Below are 16,905 nucleotides of genomic sequence, written 5' to 3' on the forward strand. Positions count from 1 at the left end.
GGTCAGCGCCGGGTGCCGGTGCCGATGAGGGTGCGCTCGTACGGGTCGAGGAGCACGCCCTTCACCGAGGTGCCGACGCCGGTGATGACGCGCTGGTGCACGAGGGGTACGACGGCGTCGGTGCCGAGGATGCGGGCCTCGGCGGTGAGGGCGGCGGTCTGCCGTTGCGCGGTGTCGGCCGTGGCCTCGGCCGCGGCGACCGCCCGGTCGACGTTTTTGTCGCACAGCCGCGCCAGGTTGTAGCCGCCGTCGCAGCTGTAGTCGCCGGCGAGGACGGCGACGGGGTCGCCGGTGTCGAGAAGGCTGTTGCGGGCGAGGACGAGCGCGTCGAACTTCCCGGCGAGCGCGTCGCCCTCCAGCCGCGCGTACTCCCGCACCACCAGGCGGACCCGGAATCCGGCCCGCTCCAGTTGTTGCCCCAGCACCTGGGCGACCTCGGGGAGTTCGGGCCGGTTGTCGTAGGTGGCGAGGGTCACTGGGGCGCCGTGCGGCGGGTTCGGGCGGGAGCGGCCGACGGGTTCGAGGTGTCTGCCGTCGGCCCAGGTCACGGCGGGCCCGTACAGGCCGGCGCCGGGGTCGGCGTGGGACTCGTAGACGTCTTCGGCCAGCTTCGGGGTGTCGACGGCCGCGCGGGCGGCGGCACGCAGCGCGGGGTCCTCGAACGGGCCGGACGAGCTGTTGAGGAGCAGGCTGGTGGTCCGCGTCGTGGCGGTCTCGCGCCGGGTCCCCGCATCGAGGGTGGCGGCCTGGGCGACGGGGATCGCCTCGGCGACGTCGACCTCGCCGGTGCGCAGGGCGTTGGCCCGGGCGGTGCCGTCGGCGATGAACCGGACGTCGACGCCGGCCGCCTGGGCCCGGCCGCCCCAGTAGTCGTCGAACCGGCCGAGGGTGGCGGCGGTGGCGCCGGTGACCTCGGTGAGCGCGAAGGGGCCGGTGCCGGTGCCGACGGGGTCGGCCTCGCCGCTCGGTCCGTACGCCCGCTGGGACAGGACGGCGAGGCTCGGGCTGGACAGCCGCAGCGGCAGGATCGGGTCGGGCCGGCCGGTGGTGATGCGCACGTTCCGGTCGCCCTCGGCCGTCGCGGTGAGCGTGACGCCGGACAGGGCGGCGGGCGCGGGCCTGGCCCCGGCGGCGTGTCCGAGGGCGGTGACCACGGCGGCCGGGGTGACGTCGCCGCCGTCGTGGAAGACGGCCTCGCGCAGGGTGAACACCCAGGCGCGGTCGCCGTCGCGCCGCCAGGACCGGGCGAGCGCGGGCGCCGCGGCGCCGTTGCCGTCCAGCGCGGTCAGCCCCTCGGTGACGCCGAGCCGGCTGAGGATGGTGGCGTCGGCGCCGTACGGGGAGAGCCGTTCGGCGGGCGGGAAGGCGAGGGCGACCCGGAGCCGCCGGCCGTCCTGGGCGTCGCCGCCCGGCGTGTCACCGTCGGAGGCGAAGCAGCCGGCCAGCAGCGGGGCGAGGAGCAGGGCGCAGACCGTCCGGGTACGGCGCGGGCGGCGGGGCAGACGGGGCCGCACGGTTCACCGCCCCATCGATATCTCGAAGTGCACGATGCCCTGTCCTGCGCCGGGGTCGGCGCGCTCGTCGTGCACGACCGTGCCGAGGGACCGCCAGAACGCCTCGGCGCCGGGCACGGCCGGGTCGGTGTGCAGATACACGGACCGGTAGCCGCCGTCCGCCGCGGCGAACGCCAGCAGCTCGGCCACCAGCCGTCGGGCGAGGCCGCGCCTGCGGTACTCGGGCCGCACATACACCCGGCGCAGCTGGGCGGTCCGCCCGGAGGGGTAACGCTGGGCCAGCCGCGGCGGGTTGGGCGGATGCGCGGGCCCGCGGGAGTCGAGCGCGGCGGTCGCCACGACCTCCCCGCGGGCCGTGTCCACGGCGACGAGCAGCGTGTGCCGCTCGGGCAGGACGTAGGCGCTCAGCGGATCGACGATGTCCTCGTGCCACCGGGGCACGTACCCCGTCCCGAAGTCCCGGTAGACGGTGTCGAGCATGACACCGCGCACACCGCCGATGTCCTCGGGCCCCGCACTCCTGATGATGATCTCACGCACTTGCACATCATATGCATTAAGTCGCGACGGTGATCACCTCGCCCCTGTCCCCCGCGCCCGGCTCAGGCGGCGTGGGGGGTTCGGCTCTGGTGGCGGCGGATGATGTCCGCGTAGCGGTGTCCGGTGCCCTTGATGGTGCGCGCCTGGGTGCGGTAGTCCACGTGGACCAGGCCGAAACGCTTGTCGTAGCCGTAGGCCCACTCGAAGTTGTCGAGCAGCGACCAGGCGAAGTAGCCGGCCAGCGGGGCGCCCCTGCGGGCCGCCGCGGCACAGGCCGCGAGGTGTCCGAGCAGGTAGTCCTGGCGCTCGGGGTCGTCGACGGTGCCGTCGGCGCGTACCGCGTCCGGGTAGGCGCAGCCGTTCTCGGTGACGTAGATCCTGCGGGCCCCGTACTCGTGGGTGAGCCGCAGCAGTAGCGTCTCGATGCCGCTCGCGTCGATCTCCCAGTCCATGCCGGTGCGCGGGACGCCGAGGCGGCGCACCTCGCGGGCGCGGGGCGCGGGACCGGCCGGGTTGTCGGCCACGTGCGCCGGGAAGTAGTAGTTGAGACCGAGCCAGTCCAGCGGCGCGGCGATCGTCTCCGGGTCTCCCGGGCGCTCGGGCAGTTCCACGCGGTACACCTCGCGCATGTCGGCCGGGAAGCCGCGGCCGTGGACCGGGTCCAGCCACCAGCGGTTGACGTGCCCGTCGTGCCGCCGGGCGGCGGCCTCGTCCTCGGGGCGGTCACTGGCCGGGTGCACCGTGGAGAGGTTGTTGACGATGCCGACCTCGGCGTCGGGCGCGGCGGCCCTCAGTGCCTGCGCGGCGAGCCCGTGACCGAGGAGCAGGTGGTAGGAGGCGCGGACCGCTGCGGTCAGGTCGGTCAGGCCGGGGGCCATCGTGCCCTCCAGATGGCCGATCCAGGCCGAGCAGGAGGGCTCGTTGAGGGTGGCCCAGTGCCGCACGCGGTCGCCGAGCCGGGCGGCCACGGCCTCGGCGTACGCCGCGAAGTGCTCGGCGGTGTCCCGTTCGGGCCAGCCGCCGCGGTCCTGGAGTACCTGTGGCAGGTCCCAGTGGTAGAGGGTGACGGAGGGGGTGATGCCGGCCGCCAGCAGGGCGTCGACCAGGTGGTCGTAGAAGTCGAGGCCCCGCGGGTTGACCGGGCCGTCGCCGCCGGGCAGCACGCGCGGCCAGGCGACGGACAGCCGGTAGGCGTTGGTGCCGAGCCGGCGCATCAGGTCGATGTCCTCGCGCCAGCGGTGGTAGTGGTCGCAGGCGACGTCGCCGTGGTCGCCGCCGTGGGTCCTGCCGGGGGTGTGCGCGAAGGTGTCCCAGATCGACGGGGAGCGGCCGTCCTCGGCGACGGCTCCCTCGATCTGGTACGCCGAGGTGGCCGTGCCCCACAGGAAGTCGTGCGGGAGCGCGGCGAGGTCGATGCGGTCGGACACGAAAGTCCCTTCACGATGGGCCGGAACGCCGGCCTGACGGTGCGTCATTTGACGGCTCCCGCGGTCAGCCCTGCGACGAGGTAGCGCTGCAGCAGGAGGAAGCCGGCCACGACGGGCACGCTGACGACGAGCGAGGCGGCCATGATCTGGTTCCAGTAGACGTCGTTGAGCGTGGAGTAGCCCTGCAGGCCGACGGCGAGGGTGCGGGTGGTCTCGTTGGTCATCACCGAGGCGAACAGCACCTCGCCCCAGGCGGTCATGAACGCGTAGACGGCGACCGCGACGATGCCGGGGATCGCGGCCGGCACCACGACCCGGAACAACGCGCCGAGCGGTCCGCAGCCGTCCACCAGCGCGGCCTCGTCGAGATCGCGCGGCACCGAGTCGAAGTACCCGATGAGCATCCAGATGGAGAACGGCAGCGAGAAGGTGAGGTAGGTCAGGATCAGCCCGCCGCGCGAGCCGAACAGGGCGATGCCGGTGGCGTTGCCGATGTTGACGTAGAGGAGGAACAGCGGCAGCAGGAACAGGATGCCGGGGAACATCTGCGTCGACAGCACGGTCACCGTGAACACCCGCTTGCCGCGGAAGGAGTAGCGGCTGGCGGCGTACGCGGCGAACACCGCGACCACCACCGAGCAGACGGTGGCCGCGCCCGCCACGATCAGCGAGTTCACGAAGTACTTCGCGAGCGGCACCGTCGACCAGATGTCGATGTACGGGCGGATCGTCAGCCCGCTGGGCAGCCAGCGGAACGTGCCGGTGACGTCGGCGAGCGGCTTCAGCGAACTGGAGAGCATGACGTACACCGGCACCAGGACGAAGCCGGTCAGCAGGGTGAGGAAGATCCGCCGGGACCACAGGAAGGAACGCGGCGGGGCCATCGGCGATCTGGGGTCAGACATCGGCGGCCCTCCGTCCGCGCGAGGTGAGCAGCAGATACCCGCCCGTCACGACGAGCAGGAACAGGAGCAGCAGGACCGACATCGCCGAGCCGGTGCCGAAGTTCCAGGTGACGAACGACGCCTGGTAGATGTGCACGGAGATGAGGTCCGCGGCCTCGGGCGCGGCCTTGCCGAACAGCACATAGGGCGTGTTGAAGTCGTTGAACGTCCACAGGAACAGCACCAGGACCAGCACCTGGTTGACCGGGCGCAGCGACGGCAGGGTGATGCGCCGGATCTGCTGCCGCATCCCGGCGCCGTCCAGCGCGGCGGCCTCGTACAACTCCCTGGGGATGTTCTGCAGTCCGGCCATGACGATGAGGAAGGCGAACGGCCAGCCCTTCCACACGGACACCGTCAGCAGGGCCCAGAAGCTGTTGTCGCCGATCAGCCAGAAGGACGGCTTGTCGGTGAGGTGCAACTGGTCGTGCAGGACGTGGTTCACCAGCCCGTTGTCGTGCTGGAACATGAAAACCCAGGTGATGACGGCGGCGTACACGGGCAGCGCGTACGGCACGAGGAACAGGGCCCGCAGCAGGCCCCGGCCGCGGAAGGTGTCCTGCATACAGACCGCGGCGGCCGTGCCGATCAGCCAGCACAGGCCGACCGACAGCAGGGTGAAACCGACGGTGACGGCGAAGGAGTGCAGCAGGGCCTCGCCGACCGGGGCGTCGAAGTCCACCGACATCCGGTAGTTGTCGAGTCCGGACCAGGGGGCGGCGCCCCAGTCGCGGATGAAGAACTGGGTCAGCTCCTTGAAGCTCATCACGATGCCGATGACCATCGGCACCAGATGGACGAGGAGTTCGAGCAGCAGGGCGGGCAGAAGCAGCAGGTACGGCAGTGCGGTGCGGCGGATCCGCCCGGTGCGGCGCGGGCCGCGCGCCGCACCGGGGGAGCCCGCGCGCACGGTCCGGGCGCCGGTCTGCGTCGGGACGGTGGCGGTCATCGTGCTCACTTCGCCGGCATCTGCTGCTGGGCCTTTTCGAGCTTGGCCCTCACCGAGCCGGTGGTCACCGCACGGCCCGCGGCGGCGTCGGCGAACAGCTCCTTGACGGCCGTGCCGACCGCCGTCTCGAACTGCGACTCGGAGGCGACCTGGGGCAGCGCGGCGGCGCTCTTGGCGAGGGTGTCCTTCAGCACGGCGTTCGCCGGGGCGTTGAAGGCGGGGTCCGCCTGCGCGTTCTTGACCGGCGGGATGGAGGAGTAGGCCGTGTTGAGGATCTTCTGTTCCTCGTCGCTGGTCATGAACTTCACGAACTCGGTGGCGCCGTCGAGGTTGTGGGTGTTCTTGAACACGGCGATGTTGATGCCGGCGACCATCGAGTTGATCTGGGTGCCGGTGCCGGGGGTGCCGGACCGCACGGGCACCGGGGCGATGCCGTAGCTGTCCTCGCTCATGCCCTGGGACTTGAGGTTGGCGGCCGCCGACTGCCACAGCAGCATCGCCTGCCTGCCCTTGGCGAAGTCGCTGACCGACTGGTTCTGCGCGTATTCGGCGTCGCCGGTCGGGATGACCTTGTCCTTGGCCATCAGGTCGACGTACTGCTTGACCGCGGCGACCACGTTGTCGGCGGTGAAGTCGGGTTTGCCGTCGGCGGTGAAGAAGTCGGCGCCGTGCTGCTTGGCGAAGACGAAGACGTGGTGGATGTTCTCGGAGACGTTCGCGCCCTCGGCGCCGAGGACCGACTTGCCCTTCGCCTTGATCTTCTCGCCGTCGGCGACCAGTTCGTCCCAGGTGGCCGGGGGCTGGTCGATGCCGGCCGCGGCGAAGATCTCCTTGTTGTAGTAGAGCGCGTAGGCCATCGAGTACAGCGGGACCGCGGCCGGGTCCTGGCCGTCCGCCCCGGTGGAGCCGAGCGCCGAGTCGACGAAGCGGTCCTTGCCGCCGATCTTGTCGAGGTTCTTCCCGTCCCAGGGCAGCAGGGCGCCGGTGGCCTGCAGCGACGCGCTCCAGGTGTTGCCGATGTTCAGCACGTCGGGGCCCTGCCCCGACGTGGTCGCGGTGAGGATCCGGTTGAGCAGGTCCGACCAGGGCACGACCTCCAGCTTCACCTTGATCCCGGTCTGCTGCTCGAACTTGTCGAGTTCGGCCTTGAGGACCTTCTTGTCGACCGCGATGCTGGCGCCCTGGTTGGAGGCCCAATAGGTGAGGGTCTTCGGCGAGTCGTCGGACCCGCCGCTGGACGAACCGCCTCCGCAGGCCGTGGCGGCAAGGGCGAGAGACATGGTGACGGCGCCTACGGCCGCGGCTCGGATGCTGCGCATGGCTCCTGGTGTCCCTTTCCGGGAGTCGAGGGCCGAAAGGACGGTCCGCGGGAGGCGACACCCCGTTCGCTTCCCGAACCCCCTCATGGCTTAATTTAGGACGTGAGTTAAACTCCGGCGGAAACGGCCGTCAAGGGATCCGGCACAGGTATCTGACCGGGCGACCGCACGGCCGGGGGCGCAGGGCGGCCGTACGGCGGGTGAGCTGCAAGGGGAGAGCGGACGGCCACTCTGCAACGGTTGTATCTCGACGGCCGGCCCCGCCGAACTCACCCGCACCGAGGGGCGGTTGCCACCACACCGGTACGACGCCGACGCGCCCCCGGCCCGACCGCGGCACCGCCGGAGGACCGCCAGGCCCGACGGATCAACTCCCCCAACCGATCCTGCACTTCACCACCCCCCAACCCCCGGCGCACGCCGAACACGCCTGCACCAGGGAGCCTTTGGCGCCGCACCGCCAGGGCGTCGACGGAACCACCGAGCACACCCGTGACGCCGCCCTCGCAAGCGCATGACCAGAGCACCGGCGCAGACAGGTGCCGCTGAAGCGACTGCCGTCACCCGACCGGGGGCCAGGTGGACTGCCGTACCACCAGGGTGGGGTCGAACACGAGCGACGTCGCTTCGGTACGGATACCTCGCACGTGTTCGTCGAGCAGGCAGGGCGAGGCGGCCCCGGCGCGGTGGGCGAGGTCCACAGGGCCGAGCGGCGCCGGCCGCGAGGGGCGGGCGAACGGGACCGCGGGCAGTCCGGCGTCGGCGAGCAGCGACTCGTCGGCGTGCGTGGAGACCACGAGCGCCCCGTCGGCCCGGCCCTGCCGGAGATACGTCACCACCTCCCGCCGGGCCGGGGCCGACTCGGCGAACTCGGTCGCGGCTCTTGACGCATCGTTCACATCAATGAAGCATCCAACCGCGAGAGAGCGCTCCCCACCCCCACTTCGTTCACTTCCTGAACCAGGAGAGCCGCGCATGCCCCCAACTTCCCCTCCCGTGGGCCGCAGAGCCGTCCTCGGCGCCGCGGCAGCGGCGGCCACCGCGGTCGCGGGCCTGCCGACCGCCGCGTCGGCCGCTCCGACGTCCGCCGCTCCGGCGTCGGCCGTTCCGTCCCGCGGGCGCCCGTCGGCGCTGCCCGGCGGCGGTGACCTCGGCCCCAACGTCATCGTGTTCGACCCGTCCACACCGAACATCCAGGCCCGGCTTGACGAGGTGTTCCGGCAGCAGGAGTCGGCGCAGTTCGGCACCGGCCGCTACGCCCTGCTGTTCAAACCCGGCACCTACCACGGCCTCAACGCGCAGCTCGGCTTCTACACCTCCATCGCGGGCCTCGGCCTGTCCCCCGACGACACGACCATCAACGGTGACGTCACGGTCGACGCGGGCTGGTTCAACGGCAACGCCACGCAGAACTTCTGGCGTTCGGCGGAGAACCTGGCCCTGGTGCCGGTCAACGGCACCAACCGCTGGGCGGTCGCCCAGGCCGCGCCGTTCCGCCGCATGCATGTCCGCGGCGGGCTCAACCTGGCTCCCTCCGGCTACGGTTGGGCGAGCGGCGGCTACATCGCGGACAGCCGGATCGACGGCCAGGTCGGGCCGTACTCGCAGCAGCAGTGGTACACCCGCGACAGCGCGATCGGCGGCTGGCTCAACGGCGTGTGGAACATGGTGTTCTCCGGAGTCGAGGGCGCCCCCGCGCAGACCTTCCCGAATCCGCCGTACACCACGCTGGACACCACGCCCGTCTCCCGGGAGAAGCCGTTCCTGTACCTCAGCGGCGGCGAGTACCGCGTCTTCCTGCCGGAGAAGCGGACCGGCGCCCGCGGGGTCACCTGGGGCAACGGCACCCCGCGCGGCACGTCCCTGGCGCTGTCCCGGTTCTACGTCGCCAAGCCGGGCGACAGCGCGGCCACCCTCAACCAGGCGCTCGCCCAGGGCCTGCACCTGCTGCTCACCCCGGGGATCTACCACGTCGACCGGCCGATCCAGGTCGACAACGCCAACACCGTCGTGCTCGGCCTCGGTTACGCCACGATCGTGCCCGACAACGGCGTCACCGCGGTGAAGGTGGCGGACGTGGACGGGGTGCGCCTCGCGGGCTTCCTGATCGACGCAGGACCGGTCAACTCCCCCACCCTGCTGGAGGTCGGGCCCACCGGGGCGTCCCGGGACCACTCGGCCAACCCGACCACCGTGCAGGACGTGTTCATCCGGATCGGCGGCGCCGGCGCGGGCCGGGCCACCACCAGCATGGTGATCAACAGCCGGCACACCGTCGTCGACCACACCTGGGTGTGGCGCGCCGACCACGGCACCGGTGTCGGCTGGGACACCAACCGGGCCGACTACGGCGTCGTCGTCAACGGCGACGACGTGCTCGCCACCGGCCTGTTCGTGGAGCACTTCAACAAGTACGACGTGCAGTGGTTCGGCCAGCGGGGCCGCACCGTCTTCTTCCAGAACGAGAAGGCGTACGACGCCCCGAACCAGGCGGCGGTCCAGAACGGCTCGGTGAAGGGCTTCGCCGCCTACCGGGTCGGCGACAACGTCACCGCGCACGAGGGCTGGGGCCTGGGCAGCTACTGCTACTACAACGTCGACCCGACGATCGTGCAGCACCACGGCTTCGCCGCCCCGAACGTCCCGGGCGTCCGGTTCCACAACCTGCTGGTGGTCTCGCTCGGCGGCAACGGCCAGTACGAGCACGTGATCAACGAGACCGGGGCGCCCACCTCGGGCACCTCCACCACGCCGTCCACGGTGGTGTCGTACCCCTGACGGGGCCGACGCGCAGCCGCCGGACCGGCCGGTGAGGGTGCCCCGGCCCGGGGCAGCGGCTGCGCAACCGGATGGCCTGGTCTGACGGTTCGGCCGGCGGCACGGCGATGAGCACCGCCGTGCCGCCGCGCCTGGCGGCGGTGCCCCGGCCACGGCGTCGTGGCGCGAGTGGGGAACGGCGAAGCGGGTGTAATCGATTCACGAACGGCCGCTTCGCGAAGGGAGTGCCGTGGCGCCGTATTCGGCGAGAATTACCGGGACTTGCCTCCCGGTACCGTTTCGAGCGCTCTTCTCCTTCATTCTTCGTCACCTTCCATGATCATCTGCGATGCTCTCGAACCGGCCCTGGCCTTCCGGGAATTCACGGTTGCCGGGCCCGTTGGACGGCTCGGGGCGGGTCACCCGAGGTGCGGCCCGACATTTTCCGGACATTCATCCGACGGGAATCGACAAACCCGCGGTGACCGGCGTACCCATTCCCGGCCGGTACACCAGGCCAGTGGCGCTGACCGGGGGAAACCGGCACAGCCGCGGCATCTGGCCGAAAAGCGCGGTCAACGCCTGGGCGCAATAGGCGAGTTGTGACCCGCCCGGGTCGGCCGGGCGCGGCACGGCGCCGCGCACGCATTGCCCGGCGTTCCGCGGATTCCCGGAGCAGGAATGCGGACTTCCGGTGAAGTGCCGCTCATGGCCGAGAAACTGGTACTCGCGCACGGAAGCCGCCCACCCGAAGGCCACGGACAGTGGTGTGTCCGTATGGCCGGTGGATGCCCTCCCGCCGTGCGAACCGGCCTAATCTGTTCGGCAGGCAGCCTCTGGGTGACGCGGAAGCGGACGGATTGGAATCGATTGGACACGCAGAAGACGCGGAAGACGTCGTTCGCCGTGCTGCGTCGCACGATGTTCGTCCCGGGCCCCGCACTCATCCTCATCGCCGGGACGCTCTTCTCCCGTGTCGGAGACTCCCTCGCCTCCCTCGGCATGGTGCTGGACGCGGCGCACAACGACGTCCCCGGGGGCGTGACGGAGGTGTTCCTCGCCGACCTCGTGCCCACGGTCGTCGCCGCGCCCCTCATCGGCTCCCTGGTGGACCGGCTCAGCGCCCGGGCCGTGTGTCTGTGGGCGCTGGTCGCCCAGGCGCTGGCGCTCGGTGCGGCCACCGCCGTCGACGCCTTCCATCTGCGGGTGGCGCTGATCGCCGTGGCCGGGCTGGCCGGTGTGGCGTCGGTGGCCGCCGGCTTCAAGATCCTGCCTGTGGTGGCCGGCACGGAGTCCACGGGCCGCGCCAACAGCCTGCTCACGGCGGGTCTTTCGGCCGCGGGGCTGCTCGGTCCCGCGCTGGCGGGCTTCCTGCACTCCGTATGGGGCACCTCCGTGCTGCTCGGCGCCGACGCCGTCTCGTTCCTCGTCCTGGCCTGGTGCACCGCGCTGGCCGTGCCCCGGTCCGCCGACGTGACGCTCGGGCGGCGGCCCTCGGCGAAACTCTCCGACGGGTACCAGGCGTTGCGGCACGCGCCGGTCGTGGGTGCGCTGCTGCCCACCCTGGCCGCCGCGATGCTGGCCACCAGCATCGAGGTGGTCGCCGGGGTCTACTACCTGCGCGACGTCGCCGACGGCAACGACGCCGTCTTCGGCCTGTTCCTGGCGACCTGGGCGCTGGGCAGCATCCCCGGGGCGCTGCTCGCGGGCCGCGCGGGCTGGGCCGACCGGCACACCGCGCTGATCCTGGGCGGGGTGCTCGCCATCTCGCTGGGGCTGCTGTTCGCCGGGATCGTCCCCGTGGCCGCGATCATCTTCCCGCTGTTCCTGCTCGGCGGCTTCGGCAACGGCGCGTGCAACGTCGGGCTGCGCAACGCGGTGCACTCGCATGTGCCCGCCGAGGTACACGGCAGCGCCTGGGCCTGCTACCAGGCGCTGTCCCGGTCCTGCATCGGCCTCGGCTATCTGCTGGGCACCCCCAACAGCCTGGTCTCCAGCCGCGGCCAGGTGATCGTCTCCGGCGCCATACCGCTGGCCTTCTCGCTCTGGGCGATGCTGGTCACGACGCGCCGCAAACACCCGGCCCTCGGCGAACTACCCGGCTGACCGCCGACGACCGAACCGTGGGAACGGCTGACGCCCAACGGCCGACCTCGCAGGGCGACTTGCCTCAGACGACCGAGCCCCACGGAAAGCGACCGAGCCCCGACCGGAGCGCGGGTACGGAGGGCCACAGCCGGCCGGCCGACAGCCGCATGAGGACGGCCAAGGCCCGACGACCGACCTCTGAGGACCGCCCATGCGCGACGGCCGAAACACGGCAGTGACTCGCAACGGCCGACCACCCCTGAGGGCGACCGCGCCCGACCGCCGGGACACGGCATATGCGGGGCCGCGAGCGGTCGGGGCTGTCGTGGCGGAGGCCCGCCCGGGACGGACGAGGCGCAGGCCGTGTGGTCGGTCGCGGCGCGGCGGCCGAGGGCTCAGGGGGCGTGTGGGACCGTCACCGACGTGGTCACCAGGCCGCGCCGTACCGCCCAGCGCCCGTCGAAGACGCCGACCCGGCGGCCGTTCACGACCGGCCCGGGGACGAGGAGCGTCGCGCGGAAGCCGCCGCCCGGGTCGCCGCCGGGCTCGGGGACGATCTCGATGTCGGCCTCGCCGAAGTCGAGCCACTGCCCGGTGAGCGGGAACCACGCCTTGTACACGGACTCCTTGGCGCTGAACAGGAGCCGGTCCCAGTGCACCTGGGGCCGGGCCGCGGCCAGTTCGCCGAGCCGCCCTCGCTCCTGTGGGAGGGACACCGAGTCCAGGACGCCGTCGGGAAGCGGGGCGTGCGGCTCGGCGTCGATACCGAGGGAGGCCACGTCGCTCGCGCGGGCCAGGGCGGCGCCGCAGTAACCCTCGCAGTGGGTCATGCTGCCGACCAGGCCGGCCGGCCACCGCGGGGCGCCGCGCTCGCCGCTCACGATCGGCTGCGCGGGCACACCCAGCTTGTCCATGGCCCGCCGGGCGCAGGCGCGCACGGCGGAGAACTCGCGGCGCCGCTTGGCCACGGCGCGGGCCACAAGGGCCTCTTCCTCAGGGTAGAGCGGGCCTTCCTCGATCCCGTCGTCACCGTGCATGTCCACGGCCACGACCGAGTCCGGGAGCAGCTCCTCGATCACCGGATCCGACCTCCATCGGCAGAATTCGGCGCAGTCGGCCGGGCGGGTCCGGACGCTTGCGCCACTCACGGGGATAGCCCACGGACACCTCTTCGAAGCGGGTGTCCTCCAGCCAGGTGGTCCGCGGGATGTGCAGATGGCCGTAGACCATGGTCTGCACCCGGAACCTGCGGTGCCAGTCGGCGGTCAGCCGGGTGCCGCACCACATGGCGAACTCCGGGTACCACAGCACCTCCGTCGGATGCCGGTCCAGCGGGTAGTGGTTGACGAGCACCGTCGGCAGCCCGTCCGGCAGTTCGGCGAGCCGGCGCTCCGTCTCGGCCACCCGTGCCCGGCACCACGCCTCGCGGCTCGGGTAGGGGTCCGGGTGGAGCAGATATTCGTCGTTGCACACGATGCCGGTCTTGTGCGCGTAGGCGAGCCCTTCCTCCTTCGTGGCGCATCCGACGGGGAGGAACGAGTAGTCGTACAGCAGGAACAGCGGTGCCACGGCCACCGGGCCGCCCGGACCCTCCCACACCGGATAGGGGTCCTCCGGGCAGGTCACGCCCAACTCCCGGCACAGCGCGACCAGATGGTCGTAGCGCGCCACTCCGCGCAGGGTGACCTCGTCCTTGGGGTGCGTCCACAGCTCGTGGTTGCCCGGGACCCACAGCACCCGGCTGAACCGGTCCGCCAACGTCGTCAGGACCCAGCGGATGTCGGCCACCGTCTCCGCGATGTCGCCCGCGACGATCAGCCAGTCCGCGTCCGAGTCCGGGCGCAGACCGGCCACGAGGGCCCGGTTCTCCGGATATCCCACATGCAGGTCGCTGATGGCCAGCAACCCGCCCGTCCTCCCGGCCGACGACTCCACCCGTCATCCCTCCGATCACGCGAGGGCTCCACGAGACCACGCCGGACGCCCGCCGGGCAAGGCCCACCGCCCTCACCCTGGTACGCGTCGCGCCGGGACATCACCAGCAGGCCGGGACGGTGGGTATACGACAGACGCGCGAACGTACGGCTCCCGTCCCGGTTCGACGCGTCTCCGAAGCGGGGTGCGGGCGTCGGCACGCGGTCACGCCCGCTGACCCGGCCAGGGCGCAAATCCACTCGCGTCCGCCGCGGCCGGGGTGGCACGCTGCCGCCATGGCGCACGCGGAGGCACTGCTCATCGGAGGGCGGGCGGGAGTCGGCAAGACGACGGTGGCGTGGGAGGTGTCGGCGCTGCTGCGGACCGCCGCGGTGGCGCACGCGGTCGTCGACGGCGACTTCATGGGGCAGGTGCATCCGGCCCCGCGGGGAGACCCCCGCCGCGCGGAGATCACCGAAGCCAACCTGACGGCGGTGTGGGCGAACTTCGCCCGGTGCGGCTACCGTCGGCTCCTCTACACCAACACGCTGAGCGTGCTGCCCGATGCGGCGGGCATGTTCGAGCGGGCCCTGGGTCCCGGGGCGCGGTTCGTCCGGGTACTCCTGACCGCCTCCGACGCCACCGCCCGCGAGCGGCTGGTACGCCGGGAGCAGGGCTCCGAGCTGCACCGGGAACTGGAGCGCAGCGCCCGTAAGGCGCGCATTCTGGACGAGCGGGCCGCTGCGGGGACGGTACGGATAGCGACGGACGGCCGGACCGTCCCGGACATCGCCCACGAGGTGCTGACCGCCACGGGCTGGACCGGCTGACCCTCCGCGGTGTCGGCCGCGACCACGGAAGGCGAATGCCGCGAACTGATGCGCGCCGCGTCGCCGCGCCGCGTCGGCCTGTTCGGCGGGGTGCAGGGACGGGAAGCCAGATGGGACGGGCGTGTGCTTCCGGCGCTCACGTGGGCTCGGGAGTCCGCGCCTGTTCCCCGGCGAGTTCGCGCTCATGGGCTCTCCACGCGCTTTCGAGCGCGGCGAGCATCCGGGTACGTGTGCGCTCGAAGTCGGGCTCGATCTCGACGCCCAGGTCATGCCGCAGCGAAACCCTCAGCAAGTACACGCCGTCGGACAGCGGACCGCTGAACCAGTCCTTCGCCCGGTCGTACGAACCGGCAGGGCCGGGACCGCTCGGCAACTGCTTCACGACCGAGTATCCGACCCCGAGCGCCCTGTTGAGGACCGAGGCCACCTCCAGGACGTCCTTCGCCAGAGCCATCTGTGCCTGGGAGTACTGCTCCGCCCAGGCTTCCTTGGCGGCGTCCAGGACCGCCGGGTCGACGGTCTCACCGCGCTCGGCGGCGCGCACCGCGTCCCGGGCCGCGATCCGGTAGGCGCGGGCCGTGGTGTTCAGACGGGCGTAGAGATCACGCCGGGCTTCCTGCACCCGGTCCTGGCGCTCCTGCGCGCGGAGCCGGTCGGCACGCTCGTTCTCCTCCCGGTTGGCACGCCGGCTGAGCACGGCCCCGCCCAGAGTTCCGCCGAGCGTCCCACCGACGCTGATGAGCGCGACGGCGAGCGTGGTCACATCCACGAGTTTCCCCACCCCGTCCATTCCACGGCGCCTCCCCCACGGGAGGACGATAACGGGAAGCACAACTGCCCCGTGAGGCGAGGAGGATTCCGTGCAGCTGCGCAACGTCACACCCGACGACGTCGACGCCTACGTCCGGATGCGGTGCGACCCCGTCATGATGACGGAGCTCGGGGGGCCGCTGCCGCGTGAACGCATGCCCGACAAGGTGCGACGGGACGCCAGGGACGCGGCGGCCGATATCGCCTGGATCAAAATGATCATCCCTGACCCGGCTGCTCCCGGTGTGGTGGCCGGATCGGTGACCATCTGGTCCCATGACACCGACGACGGGCCCCTTTCGGAGATCGGCTGGATGGTCCTGCCCCCGTTCCAGGGCCGTGGCCTGGCCAAGCGTGCGGCCAGGGCCCTTCTCGAACAGGCCCGGGACGACGGCCGTTGGGGCGACGTGCACGCGTTCCCGGCGACGGGCAACGGCGCCTCGAACGGCATCTGCCGATCCCTCGGCTTCCGCTTCGCCGGAGAGCAGGACGTCACCTTCGCGGACCGGGTCCTGCGAACCAACCACTGGCTCATCACCCCCCACACCGACCTGAACCCCACCAACCCCACCACCCAGGACTAGCCGATGCCCCACAGCCCGACCGCACCGGAACCAGGCACACTGCACCACATCGAAATCTGGGTCCCCGACCTCGCCCGTGCGGCACAGGACTGGGGCTGGCTGCTCATGGCGCTCGGCTACACCCTCCACCAGGACTGGCCCACGGGAAAAAGCTGGCGCAAGGGCCCTACGTACCTCGTCTTCGAACAGTCCCCCGCCCTCACCGACCACCGGCACGACCGCTGCGCCCCCGGTCTCAACCACCTCGCCTTCCACGCCGGTGGCCGGGACACCGTCGACAGCCTCGTCGAGAAGGCCACCACCACCGGCACCTGGCGGCTCCTGTTCCCCGACCGTCACCCGCACGCGGGCGGTCCGCACACCTACGCCGCCTATCTCGAAAACCGCGACCGCTTCGAAGTCGAACTCGTCGCCGACCCCGGTTCCTGAGCGGGAGCCTGCGGCGACGGGCGCCTTGAGCGGTCCTACAGCCGCCGGGGAGGCGGTCAGCTGGTCGATGGGCAGGGTGCTGGAGGCGCCCCGGTACGACGGGCCCCGTCGGCCGTGGGTGCCGGCGGGCGCTGACCGGCACAGGCCGGGGACGCCGTAGACCGTGCCGACCGGTACTCCGTCGACGGTCGGCGTCTCGCCGCACCTCTTCACAAGGCCGGTCTGCGTGCTCGTACGTCGGTCCTTGCGGGCCACCGAGGACACGATTCCCGGTGCCCGGGCCGCGGCCGGCGGGATGCGCGGAGCGCCGTCGTTGTCAGTGGCGGCTGAGAGGATCAGCGGTATGACACCTTTGCTTCTCGCTGACATCGAGCGAGCTGTTCGCAGCAGTTGGAGTGCCGACACGTGCACGCCTGAGTTCCGGTCGCGTTGGAGCGCGGACAACCCGGCCCGGGACCAGTGCGGTGTGACGGCCATGGTGCTCAACGACCTCCTGGGCGGGGAACTGCTCCGCGGGGAAGTCCTCGTGAACGGCGAACGCGTCGACTACCACTGGTGGAACCGCCTCGGCATGGGCGTCGAGATCGACCTCACCCCGGAGCAGTTCGGCCCGGAGGAGATCGTCACCGCGGGCACCGTCATACCGCGCCCTCCGGTCACCGAGTGGCGCAGGCTCCGCGAGGAGTACGAACTCCTGCGCGACCGTGTCCTGGAGAAGCTGGACCGGGCGCGGGCAACGGCCCCCGCTTCCGCGGCCGGCTGACAAGGCAAAGCCCGGTCCGCCCGTACCCACGGCATGC

The 16,905-nt window shown here is 71.7% G+C and carries 17 protein-coding genes; 6 read left to right on the forward strand and 11 right to left on the reverse strand.

All coding sequences use genetic code 11. The features are described from left to right. Positions 1-2: 2 nt before the first annotated feature. From ACIRFL_RS13960 to ACIRFL_RS13990, 7 genes are all read right to left on the reverse strand, one after another. Positions 3-1,514, reverse strand: a complete 1,512-nt coding sequence (locus tag ACIRFL_RS13960) for an ABC transporter substrate-binding protein (RefSeq protein WP_404027688.1) — start codon at positions 1,512-1,514, stop codon at positions 3-5. Between the two features lie 3 nt (positions 1,515-1,517). Next, complete coding sequence (locus ACIRFL_RS13965) at positions 1,518-2,054, reverse strand: GNAT family N-acetyltransferase (RefSeq protein WP_404027689.1); 537 nt, start codon at positions 2,052-2,054, stop codon at positions 1,518-1,520. A gap of 62 nt (positions 2,055-2,116) precedes the next feature. Then, positions 2,117-3,529, reverse strand: coding sequence for a GH1 family beta-glucosidase (locus ACIRFL_RS13970; RefSeq protein WP_404027692.1), 1,413 nt, complete (start codon positions 3,527-3,529; stop codon positions 2,117-2,119). Beyond that, positions 3,526-4,386 (reverse strand): carbohydrate ABC transporter permease, encoded by an 861-nt coding sequence (locus ACIRFL_RS13975; protein ID WP_404027695.1) that lies wholly within the window; start codon positions 4,384-4,386, stop codon positions 3,526-3,528. Before ACIRFL_RS13975 ends, ACIRFL_RS13970 begins: the two co-directional genes overlap by 4 nt. Beyond that, on the reverse strand, positions 4,379-5,374 hold the full coding sequence (locus ACIRFL_RS13980; protein WP_404027697.1) for a carbohydrate ABC transporter permease: 996 nt from the start codon (positions 5,372-5,374) through the stop codon (positions 4,379-4,381). Before ACIRFL_RS13980 ends, ACIRFL_RS13975 begins: the two co-directional genes overlap by 8 nt. A gap of 5 nt (positions 5,375-5,379) precedes the next feature. After that, positions 5,380-6,693, reverse strand: coding sequence for an ABC transporter substrate-binding protein (locus tag ACIRFL_RS13985; protein ID WP_404027699.1), 1,314 nt, complete (start codon positions 6,691-6,693; stop codon positions 5,380-5,382). A 560-nt stretch (positions 6,694-7,253) separates the two neighbouring features. Continuing rightward, on the reverse strand, positions 7,254-7,592 hold the full coding sequence (locus tag ACIRFL_RS13990) for a hypothetical protein (protein ID WP_404027701.1): 339 nt from the start codon (positions 7,590-7,592) through the stop codon (positions 7,254-7,256). 76 nt (positions 7,593-7,668) lie between these two features. On the opposite strand from ACIRFL_RS13990, the gene ACIRFL_RS13995 reads away from it, so the two are divergent. After that, positions 7,669-9,471, forward strand: a complete 1,803-nt coding sequence (locus tag ACIRFL_RS13995) for a coagulation factor 5/8 type domain-containing protein (RefSeq protein ID WP_404027704.1) — start codon at positions 7,669-7,671, stop codon at positions 9,469-9,471. A gap of 432 nt (positions 9,472-9,903) precedes the next feature. On the opposite strand, the gene ACIRFL_RS14000 is transcribed toward ACIRFL_RS13995, so the two are convergent. Continuing rightward, positions 9,904-10,185 carry a hypothetical protein gene (locus ACIRFL_RS14000; protein ID WP_404027706.1) on the reverse strand — a complete coding sequence of 94 codons (282 nt, stop codon included), beginning with the start codon at positions 10,183-10,185 and terminating at the stop codon, positions 9,904-9,906. Positions 10,186-10,320: 135 nt separating this feature from the next. Between ACIRFL_RS14000 and ACIRFL_RS14005 the strand changes: the two genes are divergently transcribed. Then, positions 10,321-11,556: an MFS transporter gene (locus ACIRFL_RS14005; protein ID WP_404027709.1), complete on the forward strand. Its 1,236-nt coding sequence runs from the start codon at positions 10,321-10,323 to the stop codon at positions 11,554-11,556. Between the two features lie 377 nt (positions 11,557-11,933). Here ACIRFL_RS14005 and ACIRFL_RS14010 read toward each other — a convergent pair whose 3' ends face one another. Then, positions 11,934-12,617 carry a 4'-phosphopantetheinyl transferase gene (locus tag ACIRFL_RS14010; RefSeq protein WP_404027711.1) on the reverse strand — a complete coding sequence of 228 codons (684 nt, stop codon included), beginning with the start codon at positions 12,615-12,617 and terminating at the stop codon, positions 11,934-11,936. After that, positions 12,565-13,473, reverse strand: coding sequence for a metallophosphoesterase family protein (locus tag ACIRFL_RS14015; protein WP_404027714.1), 909 nt, complete (start codon positions 13,471-13,473; stop codon positions 12,565-12,567). The genes ACIRFL_RS14010 and ACIRFL_RS14015 overlap by 53 nt, the downstream gene beginning before the upstream one ends. Positions 13,474-13,748: 275 nt before the next feature. Here ACIRFL_RS14015 and ACIRFL_RS14020 point away from each other — a divergent pair, with 275 nt between their 5' ends. Beyond that, positions 13,749-14,282, forward strand: coding sequence for a hypothetical protein (locus ACIRFL_RS14020; RefSeq protein WP_404027716.1), 534 nt, complete (start codon positions 13,749-13,751; stop codon positions 14,280-14,282). Between the two features lie 136 nt (positions 14,283-14,418). Here ACIRFL_RS14020 and ACIRFL_RS14025 read toward each other — a convergent pair whose 3' ends face one another. After that, positions 14,419-15,072, reverse strand: a complete 654-nt coding sequence (locus ACIRFL_RS14025; protein WP_404027718.1) for a hypothetical protein — start codon at positions 15,070-15,072, stop codon at positions 14,419-14,421. A 70-nt stretch (positions 15,073-15,142) separates the two neighbouring features. Here ACIRFL_RS14025 and ACIRFL_RS14030 point away from each other — a divergent pair, with 70 nt between their 5' ends. The 3 genes from ACIRFL_RS14030 to ACIRFL_RS14040 all read left to right on the forward strand — a co-directional run bounded on the left by ACIRFL_RS14030 (position 15,143) and on the right by ACIRFL_RS14040 (position 16,868). Next, positions 15,143-15,676: a GNAT family N-acetyltransferase gene (locus tag ACIRFL_RS14030; protein ID WP_404027720.1), complete on the forward strand. Its 534-nt coding sequence runs from the start codon at positions 15,143-15,145 to the stop codon at positions 15,674-15,676. A 3-nt stretch (positions 15,677-15,679) separates the two neighbouring features. Next, positions 15,680-16,105 carry a VOC family protein gene (locus ACIRFL_RS14035; RefSeq protein WP_404027723.1) on the forward strand — a complete coding sequence of 142 codons (426 nt, stop codon included), beginning with the start codon at positions 15,680-15,682 and terminating at the stop codon, positions 16,103-16,105. Between the two features lie 343 nt (positions 16,106-16,448). Next, positions 16,449-16,868, forward strand: a complete 420-nt coding sequence (locus ACIRFL_RS14040; protein ID WP_404027725.1) for a hypothetical protein — start codon at positions 16,449-16,451, stop codon at positions 16,866-16,868. Positions 16,869-16,905: the final 37 nt, after the last annotated feature.

Source organism: Streptomyces sp. NPDC102462 (genome assembly GCF_044765425.1).
Classification (GTDB): Bacteria; Actinomycetota; Actinomycetes; order Streptomycetales; family Streptomycetaceae; genus Streptomyces.